General features: G+C 52.5%; 12 protein-coding genes. 2 read left to right on the top strand and 10 right to left on the bottom strand.

Features of this window, described 5'->3' with window-relative positions; all coding sequences use genetic code 11:
• Positions 1-72 precede the first annotated feature (72 nt).
• From dcuR to ibpA, 6 genes are all read right to left on the bottom strand, one after another.
• Complete coding sequence (dcuR, locus tag BUB06_RS15200; RefSeq protein ID WP_010281107.1) at positions 73-795, bottom strand: two-component system response regulator DcuR; 723 nt, start codon at positions 793-795, stop codon at positions 73-75.
• Entirely contained in the window at positions 788-2,416 is a 1,629-nt protein-coding gene (locus tag BUB06_RS15205) for a sensor histidine kinase (protein ID WP_039475298.1), read from the bottom strand. The genes dcuR and BUB06_RS15205 overlap by 8 nt, the downstream gene beginning before the upstream one ends.
• A gap of 188 nt (positions 2,417-2,604) precedes the next feature.
• Positions 2,605-4,017 carry an anion permease gene (locus BUB06_RS15210; RefSeq protein ID WP_029367708.1) on the bottom strand — a complete coding sequence of 471 codons (1,413 nt, stop codon included), beginning with the start codon at positions 4,015-4,017 and terminating at the stop codon, positions 2,605-2,607.
• A gap of 572 nt (positions 4,018-4,589) precedes the next feature.
• Positions 4,590-6,248, bottom strand: a complete 1,659-nt coding sequence (locus BUB06_RS15215) for a putative transporter (protein ID WP_039475295.1) — start codon at positions 6,246-6,248, stop codon at positions 4,590-4,592.
• A 158-nt stretch (positions 6,249-6,406) separates the two neighbouring features.
• On the bottom strand, positions 6,407-6,859 hold the full coding sequence (gene ibpB, locus BUB06_RS15220) for a small heat shock chaperone IbpB (RefSeq protein WP_010296869.1): 453 nt from the start codon (positions 6,857-6,859) through the stop codon (positions 6,407-6,409).
• 166 nt (positions 6,860-7,025) lie between these two features.
• Positions 7,026-7,439, bottom strand: a complete 414-nt coding sequence (gene ibpA / locus BUB06_RS15225) for a small heat shock chaperone IbpA (protein ID WP_005976748.1) — start codon at positions 7,437-7,439, stop codon at positions 7,026-7,028.
• Between the two features lie 387 nt (positions 7,440-7,826).
• Here ibpA and BUB06_RS15230 point away from each other — a divergent pair, with 387 nt between their 5' ends.
• Positions 7,827-8,183: a YceK/YidQ family lipoprotein gene (locus tag BUB06_RS15230; RefSeq protein WP_039475293.1), complete on the top strand. Its 357-nt coding sequence runs from the start codon at positions 7,827-7,829 to the stop codon at positions 8,181-8,183.
• Between the two features lie 35 nt (positions 8,184-8,218).
• Here the strand turns inward: BUB06_RS15230 and BUB06_RS15235 are convergent, their stop codons facing one another.
• Entirely contained in the window at positions 8,219-9,499 is a 1,281-nt protein-coding gene (locus tag BUB06_RS15235) for a YidR family protein (RefSeq protein WP_175552169.1), read from the bottom strand.
• Between the two features lie 235 nt (positions 9,500-9,734).
• Here BUB06_RS15235 and bhsA point away from each other — a divergent pair, with 235 nt between their 5' ends.
• Positions 9,735-9,992: a multiple stress resistance protein BhsA gene (gene bhsA, locus BUB06_RS15240; protein WP_010296876.1), complete on the top strand. Its 258-nt coding sequence runs from the start codon at positions 9,735-9,737 to the stop codon at positions 9,990-9,992.
• Between the two features lie 227 nt (positions 9,993-10,219).
• On the opposite strand, the gene BUB06_RS15245 is transcribed toward bhsA, so the two are convergent.
• The 3 genes from BUB06_RS15245 to BUB06_RS15255 are packed head-to-tail and all read right to left on the bottom strand — an operon-like array spanning position 10,220 to position 13,300.
• Positions 10,220-11,632, bottom strand: coding sequence for a glycoside hydrolase family 1 protein (locus BUB06_RS15245; protein WP_039475290.1), 1,413 nt, complete (start codon positions 11,630-11,632; stop codon positions 10,220-10,222).
• Positions 11,633-11,657: 25 nt separating this feature from the next.
• Positions 11,658-12,980 carry a PTS sugar transporter subunit IIC gene (locus BUB06_RS15250; RefSeq protein WP_039363586.1) on the bottom strand — a complete coding sequence of 441 codons (1,323 nt, stop codon included), beginning with the start codon at positions 12,978-12,980 and terminating at the stop codon, positions 11,658-11,660.
• Positions 12,977-13,300 carry a PTS sugar transporter subunit IIB gene (locus BUB06_RS15255; RefSeq protein ID WP_029367717.1) on the bottom strand — a complete coding sequence of 108 codons (324 nt, stop codon included), beginning with the start codon at positions 13,298-13,300 and terminating at the stop codon, positions 12,977-12,979. Before BUB06_RS15255 ends, BUB06_RS15250 begins: the two co-directional genes overlap by 4 nt.
• Positions 13,301-13,622: the final 322 nt, after the last annotated feature.

The raw sequence follows: 13,622 nt of genomic DNA on the forward strand, positions 1-13,622 counted from the left end.
TGTATAGCACAAGGCGGGATCGCTCCCGCCTCGTTTATGTTTACCTATCTACTGCTAATTACTCACCGCTTTTTATTCACAGTATTGGCGCAGCGAGTCCTGCTTTTCTGGCAACAGACGATACAGATAAACCGGGCGACCGGTAGAGCCGTACAGGATATTGGTGGTCAGGATGCCAGTGTCAGACAGGTAGATCAGATATTTACGGCAGGAGACGCGAGAAATACCAATCGCATTCGCCAGCATTTCGGTAGAGAACTCGATGCCCTGATTGCCTTCAATCCACTCACAGACGGTACGCAACGTCAGGCTGGTCAGCCCTTTTGGCAATTTCTTACGTTCGCTGACCGTGCTGCTGCTGGTACGGCGAATCAGGTTATCGATATCCGATTGCCCAACAAAATCGCGGTGCTTGAACAAGTTCGCCTCTTCGCGATAGGCGGTCAGCGCCTGCTCGAAACGCGAGAACTGGAAAGGCTTAATCAGATAGTCCACCACGCCGTAGTGCAGCGCCTTTTTGATGGTATACACATCACTGGCAGACGAGATGATGATGACGTCCGTTTTCTCACTGAATTCACGGATAGTCGGCAGCAGGTCCAGTCCATTATCCTGCTGCATATAAATATCCAGCAGTACCAAATCGATTTCCGAGTCAGGTTGCATCAGCAGGTTTCGCGCCTGCTGCAATGTGGGGACGGTCGCATAGCAGCTAAATCCAGAAACCTGGTTCAGATAAGATTTGTTAAGCTCTGCAACCATGGCATCGTCATCAACAATCAGTACATTAATCATGGTCAAACAGCCTTGCTTGATAAGGAATAGTAACGAAAAACTGGGTGTACACCTCAGGTTCTGATTCAAACTCGATAGTGCCGCCAATCTTCTCCAGACTCTGCTTGGTCAGGTACAGGCCGATACCGCGCCCGCTGCCTTTGGTAGAGAATCCCTGTTCATAAATGCGCGCCTGACTCTCCGGCGAAATGCCGGGGCCGTCATCCCCCACAGTACAGTGAAGGCGGCCATTCTGATGATGGAAGCTCACGCTGATTTCGCAGTTTTCCTGCCGATCAATCGCGTCCATCGCATTCTCAATCAGATTACCCAATACGGTAATCAATTCATTCGTGGCATCGACATCATCGGTATCCGGCAGCAGACTCTCTTCGCTGATAGAGAGCGTAATGCCGAGATCGCGCGCGCGGTTGATTTTACCCAACAGGAAGCCGGCAATCACTGGCGATTTCACTTTACGAATAATCGAACCAATTTCCGCCTGATAATTATTGGCGGTCTTCAGGATATAATCTTCCAGCTGCGAGTAATATTTTAAGTGCAGCATCCCCAGGATAACGTGCAGCTTATTCATAAACTCGTGCGACTGCGCCCGCAGCGCATCCGCATAGTAGGACATCCCGCTCAACCGTTGCAGCAGCTGGCTGATCTCCGTTTTATCACGGAATGTCGCAATCGCGCCGATAATGTCGCCCTTCACAAAAACCGGAACGGTGTTGGTCAGCAGCAAATGGCCGTTAAAGTTAATCTCTTCATCGCGTCGCGGCGTACCGCTCTCCAGCACCTGTTTCAGATGCAGATGTTCAAGCCACTGGTCACTGACGCGTTCGGCTGTCTTCGGAGCCGATGTTTCACTGCCCTGTGGATTATTCTGCCGGAAAAGCCGTCGCGCCTCATCATTGATGACCGTAATCCGGCCATGCTGATCGACCGCGATAACGCCTTCTTTGATGTGTTTGAGCATCGCGTTACGCTGTTCAAACAGGTTCGAGATCTCAAACGGTTCGAATCCCAGCATAATGCGCTTGAGCACTTTCACCAGAATCAACGTGCCCAGCCAGCCGACCAGCGCCCCAGCCAATAGCGTCCAGGGAATCATCCAGCGGTTATCGCTGATCACCTTCTGCACGCTGGTTAAGGCAATCCCCAGCGCAACAACGCCAACCTGCTTATGGTTACTGTCGAAAACTGGCGTAAAGACCCGTAGCGCGGGATCGAGCGTACCTCGGTTGATGGAGGTATTTTCCATGCCCAACAGCGCCGGATAGATATCTCGACCGGCAAAATGTTCACCAATTCTTTCCGGTTCAGGGTGGCTATGGCGCACTGTATCCATGTCCGTGACGGTGACGAAGAGCAGTTGATTACGCTGGCGGATTGCCTCCGCAGCAACCTGCACTTCCTCAGGCCGACCAATCCCTTTAAGTTCATCAATAACCACGGGAGAAGAAGCAAATGTGCGAGCAATGGCAAACGCTTTTTCTCGCAGATGATCTTCTGAAAGCTGATTAATGCGAAAAAACAGCAAGGAATAGACCACCAGCAACACCGCGCCAAGCACAACTGACACCATCAGAAACACCGATGTTCCCAGCTTTAGCGGTGCCTTTTTCTTGCCCATGTCACTCTCCGAAACCACCATCATCACACCGTTATCTTATACTGTTTCGTCGCGTTTCGCGTGCCGTGATGCATACGCCCCGTCACAAGGACAGGGCGTAGGCTTGAAGAAAGGAAATCAGGCTTAATGTTGCGGTACATTTTTTGTGTCAGGAATGTTTCGCATCAGGAAAGCCAGCAGTACTGCGTTTACCAGAAACCGAGCAGTTTCCACCACACTCCGCCAACACCCAGCCAGATAGGGATGATGACCAGACTGACCAGGAAACCGATCTTCCACCAGGTTCCCAGCGGCACGTAGCCTGTGCCGAATAAAATCGGTGCCGGACCACTGGAGTAGTGGGTCGTGGACATAAACAGGTTACTGAAGATACCGAATACCAGTACGGTCAGCATCGGCGGCGCACCAGCGGCCAGCGCGATAGAGACAAAAATCGCATACATGGCGCTGATGTGGGCAATCGCACTCGCCATCAGGTAGTGGCTGTAGTAGTACACCAGTAGCAACAGACCCAGCATTGGCAACCAGTGCATCCCACTCACCGCATTACCGGCCAATCCGCCCAACCAGGCAATCAGACCCATCTTGTTGAGCTGGCCAGCCAGCGTCATCAGTACGGCAAACCACACCACGGTGTGCCAGGCTTCTTTCTCACTGACCACATCGTCCCAGGTCAGCGCACGGCTGAGCAACAGCACGCTCAGGCCCGCCAGCGCGGTCAAAGTTGCATCGATATTCAGCGTTGAACCCAGAACCCAGAACGTCACCAGACCCAGGAACACGCCCAGCACCACCCACTCGTCACGGGTCATTTTGCCCATTTCACGCAGTCTTTCGACGGCGATCGCTCGCATTTCTGAGGTTTTCTTCAGTTCAGGCGGATAGAAACGGTAGATCAGGTAAGGAATCAGCGCCAAAGACAGGAAGCCCGGCAGCAGTGTCGCCAACGCCCAGTCCGTCCAACTGATCTGAATACCAAACTGAGAAGCCAGCTTCGCCACCATCGGGTTACCCGCCATGGAGGTCATGAACATCGCGGAAGTTACGGCGTTACACTGGAAAATGGACTGCACCAGAAACGCACCAATGCGACGCTGCGTGCCTTTTTCCGGCGTGGAGTCATAGGCTTCGGCAATGGACCGGAACAGCGGAGTGATGATCCCGCCGCAGCGTGCAGACGTGGAAGGCATCGCCGGAGCGAACATCAGGTCGGTAAACACCAGACCATACGCCAGACCGAGTGAACTATTCCCCAGCTTGCTGATGAACAGCAGACCAATGCGTCGGCCAAAACCGGTTTTGATAAAGCCGCGAGAAATAAAGAAGGCGCAGGCGATCATCCAAATGGTGGGATCGCTAAAACCCGCCAGCACATCTTTAATGGGTAATAAGCCTAATATGGCGACCGAGGTCAGGCTGAACATCGCCATCGCGCCAAGCGGGTAAGGAGAGAGAATCAGACCAACAACCGTGGCAATGAAAATCGCCATCAGATGCCAGGCATCGGGTTTAACCCCGTCAGGAACCGGCAATAACCATAAGCCACCGGCGATACAAAGGATAACTAGAAGCTTTATCAACCTGCTGTTATTCGCAGACATAAGAACACCACTCTTCATTAAAACGGATTCTGTATTCCCCGTCATACTTCGAGTCACACTCAAATTATTCAGGAGATATTCACGACGGATGTCCCGTGCGGAGGAGTGGGTATTTCGTTATTCTTCCTTCGTCACCCTGCTGAAAACAACGCAACAGGAATCATCTGCGGAAAAAAAAGACGAGAAAACAAGGGTTCAGGGTGCTTCTCTCGTCTTATCAAATCATGTGATTAATGAAGAGATAGTATTATAATGCGCCTACAAAATAGCGTAACTTTAGTTACTAAAGGGGTTCATTAATTTATTTAAGAAACCATCACGGTTTTAATTTCCCGATAAAAAACCCTTAAAATTCAATAATAATTGACATTTAAAGAACATAAAATTAACGAAGTTAACGACAAATCAATGATAAAAAAAACTTATATCTAATAGCGGTAATATAATTCTTTTCCAGACAGTCAGTTATCCATTCCTTATTTTTTCACTCAGGTATTCCTCTATTCAAAAATAAAGAAATAAATCGCCATTATTCGGCGAGAAAATAGTATTTTTTATCCAGCTGATAACATTTAGAGGGTCAAGAACAGTACGGCCAGTAACTGCGGCGACATAATTCGCAAAAACATCGCCAACGGATAAACCGTCGCATAAGACAGCGCCGCCGCACCGCTGGTCGGGTGTAGCCCATTGGCAAACGCCAGCGCAGGTGGATCGGTCATTGAACCGGCCAGCATGCCGCACAGCGTCAGGTAGTTCATCTTACCCAGCGTCCGCGCCAGTATGCCGACAAGCAGCAGCGGCACAATGGTAATCAGCGCGCCATAGCCAATCCACCACACCCCATCGCCGTTCAATAACGTCTCGACGAAGTCGCCGCCGGATTTCAGCCCTACGACCGATAAGAACAGTACAATGCCGAGCTCACGCAGCGCCAGATTCGCGCTAGGCGGCATAAACCAGTGAAGTTTACCGATCCCGCCAATGCGCCCCAGCACCAGCGCCACCACCAGCGGCCCCCCCGCCAGCCCGAGCCGCAGCGCGACAGGAAAGCCGGGAATCATCAGCGGTACTGACCCCAGGAGGACACCTAACCCAATGCCGATAAAGACGGGCAACATTTGTACCTGCTGGAGTTTTTGCTGCGCGTTTCCCACAATATCCGCGACGGCATCAATCGCCGCTTTTCGTCCGACCAGATTCAGAATGTCGCCAAATTGCAGACTGGCCTGATTGCTGGCGACCAGCTCGACGCCCGCACGATTCAGGCGCGAGATCACCACATCATAGTTTTGCTTCAGATTCAGTTCGCGAATCTTGCGTCCCAGCACCTTCTCATTCGTCACCACTACGCGTTCAACGTGCAAATCCGTTCCGCGCGTCGAGAGCGATGTCTCAACTTCATTACCAATGACCAGACGCGCCTGCTCCAGATCGTTTTTCGCACCAACCAGATGCAGGTAATCGCCCAGTTGGATTAGCGTCTGCGGCGACGGCACCATCAGTTCATCACCGCGTTTCAGGCGGGAGCAGACGATGGTGTCGCGGTTCAGAATCGGCACATCCTGAATCGCCAGCCCTTGCAGATTGGTATTCGTCACCGACACATTCATCGTGTGCAGTTGCTCATGATTCAAACCGTTGCTGACTTCAAACTGCTTTGCCTCGTTCTCCACCGCCACGCGAAACAGAACGCGCATCAGCCACATCACCAGTAAAATGCCGCAGATCCCCAGCGGGTACGCCATCGCGTAGCCTGTTCCCATCTGGTTCACCAATGCCGAACTCGACCCAAGATCGGTCAGAATCTGTTGACCCGCGCCGAGCGAAGGCGTGTTGGTCACCGCACCGGAGAAAATACCGAGGATAATGGGCAAAGGAATATTGAGCAGTTTGTGCAGCAGAACGGTCACCACGCAGCCGAGGAACACCGTCAGCAGAGCAAACGCATTGAGGCGCAGGCCAGATACCCGCAGAGAGGAAAAGAAACCCGGTCCGACCTGAATACCAATGGTATAGACAAACAGGATCAGCCCGAACTCCTGGATGACGTGCAACATGTCATCATTCAGTTGAATCTGGTACTGATGGGCAACATGCCCGACGATGATCCCACCGAACAGGACCCCGCCAATCCCTAAACCAACGCCGTAAATCCGCCAGTTGCCGATCCATAACCCCAGAACCGCCACCAGCGCCAGCATACTCACAGTAAGTGCGATATCACTCATGCCCATATCCTTTGCGGACGTTTTTATTGGGAAGTACCACTGCTGCTATTTTTGATTCTGGCAGAATGCCGGGGTGGGAAACGTGGCGGGCAACACAAAACCGCGCCCGTAATGATACGAGCGCGGGAAATCATCAAACAAACAATGCGGATGTCGCGTTATGACGCGTCGTCAGCAGTCTGCTGGTTCAAGGCCGGACGACCACCGCCGATGGCGATACGCTGAGGCTGCAAGGCTTCCGGCACGTCACGCACCAGATCGATATGCAGCAGGCCATTTTCAAAATGGGCATCGGACACATGCAGGTGTTCGGCCAGCGTAAAGCTCAGCGTGAAAGGTTTAAACACCAGCCCCTGATGCAGATATTCCACGGCTTTTTCGGACGGTGCCGGACTACCTTTCACCGTCAGGCGCGGGCCTTCCACTTCAATATCCAGATCGGCCTGCCGGAACCCCGCCAGCGCGAGCGTGATGCGGTAGTGGTTGTCGTCTTTCTTCTCGATATTATACGGAGGAAAATCAATCGGTTCCTGGCTGCCCTGCATTGAGCTGGCTAATTTGTCAAAACCGATCCACTGACGCAGTAAAGGTGATAAGTCGTAGTTACGCATAATATGACTCCTTCTAAGAAGCGAGATAAGTGATGCCCCTGTGGGCGTACCTTATGCCAGCCACGATGCCATAGCTGGCGTCGTCCCCATTCGGCAGACGAAGCGTTCATTCACAGCGCTACCGTTTCAGGTAAAGCGCGATTCGTGCAAATAACGTGATGTTGGTTTACTTGATTTCAATCCGACGCGGCTTCATCGCTTCCGGCACGATACGTTCGAGATCGATATACAGCAGCCCGTTTTCCAGATTGGCGCCTTTTACCTGAATATGTTCGGCCAGTTGGAATTTACGCTCGAAGTTGCGCTCGGCAATCCCCTGATACAGGTAGTTGCGGGCAACCTGCTCACCGGCGTGGGCACCTTTTACAATCAATAAGTTGTCGTGCGCGGTGATGTCCAGTTCCTGCTCGGCGAAGCCAGCTACGGCAATCGCAATGCGGTATTGGTTCTCGTCAACCAGTTCGACGTTGTAGGGAGGATAGCCGCCGTTACTCTGGGTCTGGCCGGTTTCTAATAGATTGAACAGGCGATCGAAACCAATAGCAGAACGGTACAGTGGGGAAAAATCGGGGTTACGCATAAAACAGCCTCCTAAACATGCAGCGAGGATTTATTTTTACCTTCCTTATAAGGACAGGTTCACAGCCGGGACAGATACCCTGACGGCGTATCGTTTTCTTCCGGCTTATTATCAATATGGTGACCCCCCTCAGACTTTCAAGAGGCAAAAAGGAAAAATCGCTGGGTTTCATGCAATATTCACTCACACCGTGGGCGTTATCACATACACTCAAGATAGACAGGCTTTGACCTCATACTGATCGTTTAAGCACTGAGATACACGGGGCGACCACAGGAGTGAGGCGTCCCTGCGGGAACCTCCCCCTGTGTTTCCCCTAAAAACGGACTTAAGTGACCAGTATTAGGCTTTGACCCGCTCTGGCAGCGGTTCTTAATGGACAGGAATATGACCTTACTGAAAAGTGCGTTGTTCTCTTTCATCATTACTGGTAGCAGTGCGGTGGCAACCAGCGGTTGCTCCAGCGTGATGACGCATACCGGAAGCGATCAGGGATACTATTCCGGCACGCGCGCCAGTGTGGATATGCTGCGTGACGACGATACCAGTTGGGCGATGATGCCGCTGGTCGTTATCGACCTGCCGTTCTCGGCGGTTGCCGACACGCTGCTGCTGCCCTACGATTACTACCGCACAGGCAGCGATAAGAACAAACTGTCGACGCGTGAGCGCATTTCACACAGTGAAGAGCAAAACCAGACCGCCAGTTCACAGCTCGCCACCTCACCGCATAATCAGCTTTGATAGCACCGCACTCGCCATGAACGCGCGCGTACCGGTTACGCCGTTGCCACGACGAAAAGCTGATTAAAACCGTCAATCTCCCGCATATACGCAATCTGTTTCCCATCAGGGGAAAAGACCACAGCATCCGCACTCGGTGCGCTGTCCGTCCGCGCTGTCAGTCGAGTAAGCTCCCCGCTTTTTGCATCACACAGCATGATGCTGTTGTCACACACAAACGCCAGAGAACGCCCGCTCGGGTGCCAGTTAAAGGCCGACTGTACGCCGTGTTCCGTGCGCGTTACTTGTCTCGGTTCACCGCAGTTCGGAGAAATCATCCACAGCTGCACCACACCTGCCTCATCCCGCATCAGGAAAGCAATCTCACTGCCGTCGGGCGAGGTACGTAGCCAGTGGCGCGGCTGATTCACCAGACCAGGATAACGACGCGAGTGCGTAAACGTTAAACGCCGCTGCTGCACGCCTGCTGGCGGCGCAGGCATTGACGTTGCCGTCCCCGCCAGTGGCGCATCGCCCGCTTTGGCATACTCTTCAAGCGCCTCCGGCAAGTCGACGATAAAAATCTCAGGCACCGTTGTCCCGTCCGCCGTCCGCGTATCGCCAATAAACGCCAGCGCCCAGCGCTGCCGAGAACCATCCTGTCGGATATAGCCCGCCGTTCCTACCCAGCCTTCTTCATAGGCGCGATTGATCTCATCGCTGTCGGGCTGCGGTTGCGGCGTCGTTCTACTGACCAGCACACAATAGTGGCTGCCGTCATATTCACGCGGATGATTTTTCTCAACCATAACGTCCTGTAACGGCACGGCCACGCCCACGTTGCGCAAGTTCAAGGCAGGATCGCGCTCATGCAGCACATGATCGTTATAGGTAAAGCTCAGGCGGCTGGCATCCGGGCTGTAGACATGGACATGCGTACCACCGCGCAGCGCACCAGCCTGATAAGGCGGCGTAATGGAGAAGGCATCAAGCGTGACGGCTTCATCACGCTGACGATCCGCCACTATCGTTCCACGGCGATGGTGAAAATCATACTGCCACTCGCTATCCGGATTTTCCGGCCCGTGGATAAAAACATAGCGCAGCGGTTCCTGCGGGCTACAGGTCACCACGCCCACATGCGCACCCGCCGTTGCCCGATAAATTACCTCGGTTTTGCGGCTTTTCAGGTGTACTCGCTCAATGGTCAGCCCTGTGAATGAAGATCCATAAGGTCGGACGTCATAAACTAGCCACTCTCCATCACATGACCAGCAATTAATGTTGGTAAGTTGATGACCAACAGCATTAAACGTTAGTTGAACTTCAGCAGACAAGACATCACCCCACTTATTCAATATCAGTCAATAGTTTGTAAATAAATTTCAGTTTTATGTATAACTTATTGTTTTTTATTTAAAAAAAACAAACAACAACCGATATTTTCATTCAAAAAAATAGAAAGACTCTCTCAATAACATCCGTTTTTTAATTCATTAGCATCGGCGTAACATTCTTCATATCGAAAGGGCAGCCCCCTTTCACCTATCAAACAGAAAAGGATAAGACATCATGAAAAACGTAAAAACCATCGCCGCTGCTGTTGTTCTCGCTACCATGACTTTCGGTGCTTCTGCTGCTGAATACGTATCTGCTTCACAGGCTCAGAACCTGGAAAAAGCGGGCGTCGTTACCGCAACTGCTCAGGACCTGAGCTCACTGCAAGCTCAGCTCGCAGCGAAAGCAGAAAAAGCGGGCGCTAAAGCTTATACCATCACGTCTGCGACCGGTAACGATCAGCTGCGTGGCTCTGCGGTAATCTACAACTAATCGTTGTTTACCCTGAATTTTTATCCCGCTATGCCATTATAGAAACACCTGCAAGACATCGCGTATTACCCTCTTTCCGGCTTGCCTCCTCATCAGGGCAAGCCGGTTTTTTTACGCCTATGGCTCAGGTAGAGAAGCGTGGGTTTTATACGTAAAAAGAACGATGGGAAAGACGGGCGAGCGGTTAATACGGTGTGGCAGAGTGCCACACCGACGTGGATAAAGCCTTACGACGTTGAACCTTGAAAGCCATTCTCGGCCGCTGTCGCCGCGAACCATTTTCCACTTTTCTTCACCGTGCGCTTTTGCGTTGCCAAATCCAACTGAACAAAACCATAGCGATTCTTGTAAGCATTCGACCACGACCAGTTATCGATAAACGTCCACATATGGTAGCCGAGACAGTTGCTGCCTTCCGCGATGCCTTTGTGTACATACTTCAGGTGTTCGCGGACAAAATCGATGCGGTAATCATCCTGAATCTGACCGTTGGCGTCGAAACGCTGTTCGTTCTCGACGCCCATGCCGTTTTCCGAAATAAAGCAGCGCGGATTGCCGTAGTTCACCCGCAGGTTGGTCAAGATGTCATAAATGCCCGGTTCGTAAATTTCCCAACCGCGATAGGGATTCATTTTTCGTCCCGGCATGTCATAGCTGGAAAAGAACCACTCGGGCATAAACGGACTATCAGGATTGACCAGACTGTCGCGGCATTGGATTCGGCGCGGCTGGTAGTAGTTAATCCCCAGCAGATCGACAATCCCATCGGCCAGCAGCGCGCGATCGTCAGGTTGGCAGCTCGGCAGTTGGCCATATCGGTGCAATAGATCGACCAGTTCCTGCGGGTATTCGCCCCTCAGCGCGGGATCGAGGAAGCTGCGGTTAAACATCAGATCGGCGATGTTGGCGGCTTTCACATCGGCCGGATGTTGGGAGCGCGGGTAGGAAGGCGTTAGGTTGAGGATGATGCCGATTTCCCCACCCTGAGACTGCTCGCGATACGCCCTCACCGCCAGCGCATGTGCCAGCATCGTGTGGTACGCCACCGTTGCAGCACGCTTGAAGTCCACCACGTTCGGGTAGTGGAAATCATACAGATACCCGCCTTCCACCGGCACCACCGGCTCATTGAACGTAAACCAGTGTTTTACCCTGTCGCCAAACAGGCGGAAGCAGGTCGCCGCATAGCCCGCATAGGCCACGACCACCGCCCGATTTTCCCAGCCGCCCAGCCGCTGCATCACCATCGGCATATCAAAATGGAACAGATTGATAAACGGCGTGATGCCCTGCGCCAGCATTTCATCAATGATCTGATTATAAAACGCAACCGCCTGCGGATTCGGTTCACCGACGCCATCAGGAATCAGCCGCGCCCAGGAGATCGACGTTCGGAACGTGTTGTGATTCAGCGTCTTCAGCAGCGCGATATCTTCACGCCAGTGCTGATAAAACGTGGAAGTATCTGCCGGCCCAACCTGCTGATGAAAACGGCCGGGCTGCGTGGCAAACCATTCGTCCCACACGGTGGCGCTTTTACCATAGTTGAGGCTTTCGCCTTCCGTTTGTGGTGCCGAACTGGCGCTACCCCACCAAAAATTCGTGGGAAAGCGAAAATCGTTCTGAAGATGATCGTGCATACGTTCCTCTCTGCTTCACTCGTGTTTATACGCTGGCGCTGGCTTCGCCTGCGGCCTGCTGTTGTTTCTCCTGCTCCTGTTTGAGCAACGTGCGCTCATAGACTTTCAGGAACGGGTAATACATCGCGGCCGACATCACCATGCAGAGCAGACACATGATCACCGGGCTGAACGCCCAGTTCGCCGCCCATGATGCACCAATCGGCGCAGGCGTCGTCCACGGCGTCAGGGAAACTACCTGCGCGATCCAACCGAGCTTCGTCGCCGTATAGGCAATGACAGCATTGACCATCGGTACAAAAATAAACGGCAGGAACAGCAGCGGGTTCATGATGATCGGCGCACCAAACAGAATCGGCTCGTTGATGTTGAAAAAGCTCGGCACCACGCCCATACGACCAATCGTACGCAGATGAACCGCGCGGCTACGCAGCAGCAAAAAGGCCAGCGGTAGCGTGGAACCGACCCCGCCGATCAGCAGGTAGTGATCCCAGAATCCCTGCAAATAAATATGCGGCAGCGGCGCACCGGCCGAAAGCGCAGCCTGATTCAGCGCCAGATTGGTCATCCAGAACGGGTTCATAATCCCGGTGACGATCAGTGCGCCGTGAATCCCGGCAAACCACAAAATCTGGCAGATGAATACCGAAATCAGAATCGCGGGCAGCGAATCCGACGCCGAAATCAGCGGCGCCAGCAGGTGCATGATGGCTTCCGGGATAATCATGCCGGTCGCAGACTGGATGAACAGGTTAAACGGATGCAGCGTCGCGACGATGACCAGCACCGGAATGAGGATTTCAAACGAACGCGCCACGCCAGTCGGCACCTCTTTCGGCAGGCGAATCGTGATATTGCGTTTCTTCAGCCAGGCATACACCTCACCCGCATAAATCGCGGTCAGAATCGCAGTAAAAATCCCTTCCCCGGAGAAGTACTGGGTGGAAATTTGCTTCTCGTGATAAGGCGCGGCCACCAGCAAGAATGCCATCAGCGCCAGCAGGCCGGTCATGATCGGATCCAGCTTGTAATGCTTGCCAAGGCTGGCCCCGATCCCCACCGAGATAAAGAAGGTCATGACCCCCATACTGAGGTAGTACGGCAGCATCAGCTGTTCACGGTAGGCAACGGAGAAATCGAGCCACGCGCGGGCAAATCCCAGCGTGGTATCCGGTGCAAACGGCGGGAAGATAAACACCAGCATAAACGAGCCGATGATCATGAAAGGCAGCGCGGCGATAAAACCATCACGAATCGCGATGATGTGGCGCTGTTGCCCTACCACACCTGCCAACGGGGTAATTTTTTGCTCGATGATATTCACCATCGACTGATAGAGGCCACTCATAGCGGTTGTCCTGATTTTTCGATCAGTGAAAAGGCAAAATCCAGCACGTTGTCACCGCGCTGCATACCGTAATCCATCATGTCTATCGCTGCCACGGGCACGCCTTTTCCCTCGGCTTTCTCCTTGAATGACGCCAGCATATATTTCACCTGTGGCCCCAGCAGCACAACGTCATACTTCCCGACCTGCTCGTCAAACTCATGGGCGGCGTAGGCGGCAATCTCAACGTCCAGACCACGTGCGCTGGCCGCCTCCTTCATCTTTCGCATTAAAAGGCTGGTGGACATCCCAGCGGAACAACAAAGCATGATCCTTTTCATTTTCAATACCCCGTCGCATTACGTTATGAATAAAAAGCGTTATGAATAAAAAACGTCATCAATAAAAGCATCGTGAATAAACACGGTCATTGGACATACATGCATTGGAAACACGCCTATGGAAACACAACGGAAACCGTTTTCCATGAAAAAAAACAATATATGAGAATGGGTTCACGAAATGATAGACATTGCGGGAAACAATGTGAGGCAGGTCATGTAAAACGTATTTCAGACGTGAATGACGGGTAAAACCCACTATTGCAGCGCTTATTACGCTAAGTGTACTGATTTCAGGCATTTTCTACTTTTGGCTATAAAA

This window comes from Pectobacterium carotovorum (assembly GCF_900129615.1).
Lineage (GTDB): Bacteria > Pseudomonadota > Gammaproteobacteria > Enterobacterales > Enterobacteriaceae > Pectobacterium > Pectobacterium carotovorum.

Bases quoted from the DNA above. Each gene is read 5' to 3' on its own strand.
- BUB06_RS15245 (WP_039475290.1), bottom strand. From the start codon at position 11,632: ATGCACGATCATCTTCAGAACGATTTTCGCTTTCCCACGAATTTTTGG.
- BUB06_RS15215 (WP_039475295.1), bottom strand. From the start codon at position 6,248: ATGAGTGATATCGCACTTACTGTGAGTATGCTGGCGCTGGTGGCGGTT.
- bhsA (WP_010296876.1), top strand. From the start codon at position 9,735: ATGAAAAACGTAAAAACCATCGCCGCTGCTGTTGTTCTCGCTACCATG.
- ibpA (WP_005976748.1), bottom strand. From the start codon at position 7,439: ATGCGTAACCCCGATTTTTCCCCACTGTACCGTTCTGCTATTGGTTTC.
- BUB06_RS15230 (WP_039475293.1), top strand. From the start codon at position 7,827: ATGACCTTACTGAAAAGTGCGTTGTTCTCTTTCATCATTACTGGTAGC.
- BUB06_RS15255 (WP_029367717.1), bottom strand. From the start codon at position 13,300: ATGAAAAGGATCATGCTTTGTTGTTCCGCTGGGATGTCCACCAGCCTT.
- BUB06_RS15210 (WP_029367708.1), bottom strand. From the start codon at position 4,017: ATGTCTGCGAATAACAGCAGGTTGATAAAGCTTCTAGTTATCCTTTGT.
- dcuR (WP_010281107.1), bottom strand. From the start codon at position 795: ATGATTAATGTACTGATTGTTGATGACGATGCCATGGTTGCAGAGCTT.
- BUB06_RS15250 (WP_039363586.1), bottom strand. From the start codon at position 12,980: ATGAGTGGCCTCTATCAGTCGATGGTGAATATCATCGAGCAAAAAATT.
- BUB06_RS15205 (WP_039475298.1), bottom strand. From the start codon at position 2,416: ATGGGCAAGAAAAAGGCACCGCTAAAGCTGGGAACATCGGTGTTTCTG.
- ibpB (WP_010296869.1), bottom strand. From the start codon at position 6,859: ATGCGTAACTACGACTTATCACCTTTACTGCGTCAGTGGATCGGTTTT.